Origin of the sequence: uncultured Maritalea sp. (genome assembly GCF_937139385.1) — a bacterium.
Classification (GTDB): domain Bacteria; phylum Pseudomonadota; class Alphaproteobacteria; order Rhizobiales; family Devosiaceae; genus Maritalea; species Maritalea porphyrae_A.
Genome location: NZ_CAKZPW010000387.1, coordinates 1 through 1,608, shown reverse-complemented (window position 1 = coordinate 1,608; position 1,608 = coordinate 1). Strand labels below are relative to the sequence as shown.

Annotated in this window: 3 protein-coding genes; 1 reads left to right on the top strand and 2 read right to left on the bottom strand. The window is 51.4% G+C overall.

What is annotated here, in order from left to right:
* Nucleotides 1-692: division plane positioning ATPase MipZ (locus tag Q0231_RS15490; protein WP_299348952.1), on the top strand; the 692-nt coding region annotated here is incomplete at its 5' end.
* 9 nt (nt 693-701) lie between these two features.
* On the opposite strand, the gene Q0231_RS15485 is transcribed toward Q0231_RS15490, so the two are convergent.
* Both Q0231_RS15485 and Q0231_RS15480 read right to left on the bottom strand, forming a co-directional pair.
* Nucleotides 702-1,001, bottom strand: a complete 300-nt coding sequence (locus tag Q0231_RS15485) for a hypothetical protein (protein ID WP_269394044.1) — start codon at nt 999-1,001, stop codon at nt 702-704.
* A 39-nt stretch (nt 1,002-1,040) separates the two neighbouring features.
* Nucleotides 1,041-1,608, bottom strand: a 568-nt coding sequence (locus Q0231_RS15480) for an SPOR domain-containing protein (protein ID WP_299348949.1), incomplete at its 5' end; no start/stop codon positions are given.

Here is a 1,608-nt window from a genome sequence, read left to right as displayed (position 1 = left end):
ATACAACGCATTACCACTTGCCTATCGCGCGTGCAGATAGTCAAAAAGAGCGCGAGCGGATCGAGTTCTCGCTGTTTCGGCAGGCTGTGGGTGAGGTGGAAAGGCATGCGGATTTTCTAATCGTTGACACCCCGGGTTTTGATACTCACCTAACAAGATTAAGTCATTCGTTGGCCGACACGCTGGTCACACCGGTAAACGACAGCTTGATTGATCTTGATGTGCTTGCTGACGTCGATCCAACGACTCTCGAAATTCGTTCTATAAATCACTATGCTCGCCTGGTGCAGCAATCGCGTAAAGAACGGTTGGCGCTTGATGGCAGAACAATTGACTGGGTGATTGTGCGCAACCGGATTGCTTCTCTGTCCTCACGAAATATGCGCAACGTGCACTCCGCCATTGAGCGGATATCTAACCGTTTGGGATGTCGTATGGCTGAGGGGATTGCAGAGCGTGTTGCATTTCGCTCGTTGTTTTCATCCGGTCTTACAGTCTTTGATCCGGCCAGCGATGAAATTCTATTAGGGGGTGGTGTGTCGCAGATCAGCGCTAGGCAAGAATACCGCAAGCTTGTCGATTCATTGAACCTACCGGTGCGCGAATTGATTGAAGAGCGCAAAGCGCGTCGAGATGAGTGGCGGGCACGTGTGCTTGAAAATGAAGCATTCCACCACGTCGCCGCCAATTGAGGTGAGCGGTCAGTCTGTTGACTGACCAAACTCAAGGACCACCGCTCTTGACCCGTCTGCATTGAAAACATCAAGTTCAACACTAACCGGTTCGTGCAAAACGCGGCGTGTTCTTGCGGATATTGCCATGACAGAACCAAGCATCTCAGCAACTGTTTTTTGTTGGCTACGTTCGGCGATGTTTTGCGCGATACGCAACAAAGTGGATTTGCGCTTGCGCGAATCTGAAGAGGCCAAATCTGACTTTGGCTCAAAACTGGCGAGCTCTCTTAGTTGGTCAAGGTCTTTCAATTGTTCAAAATCTTGCATTGAGTTACTCCGATACACTTACTCATGCGTTGTGACTCCCTAGCCGGGCAGGGCTAGGCACTTGATATTTCTTTCTTTTAGGGCGTTGCATGCCGTTGCTGCTTCTGCTTCACCAGTAAACCCGACGAACCGCGCCCGGTAAAAACTCTGGCCGTTGCGGGTGACTGATTGAACGGACGAACGATAATCCTTTAAAATTGCGAGCTGATTGTTTGCCTCGGCTATGAGCTGGTTCGCACCATCCTGATTTTTGGCGGCGCCGATTTGAACGGTCCAGATTTTGGGCATTTCGCTGAGTGCTGTTGCTGCACCGAGGGAACTGGTTGTCTGCGGGTCAACAATATTACCGGGCGGAATGAGCCCTTGCGGTGGCGTTGGGGCTGACCGGGTCGAAGGCTGATTTCGGTTGATCAAATTGCCCAGCAAATCAAGCGGTGTAAACGCATTGGCTTGTTCCAGCGTTTGGCGTTGTGGTGCCGGTGCTTGCTGATTGATTGCAATAAGGCCCAGCTGCTTTGTGCCGTCGCCCGCCAATAGGTCCTCAGGACGGCTTGGCGGTGTTGGTACGTTGACAATGTATGCAACTTCTATGGGTTCTTCAACGCGC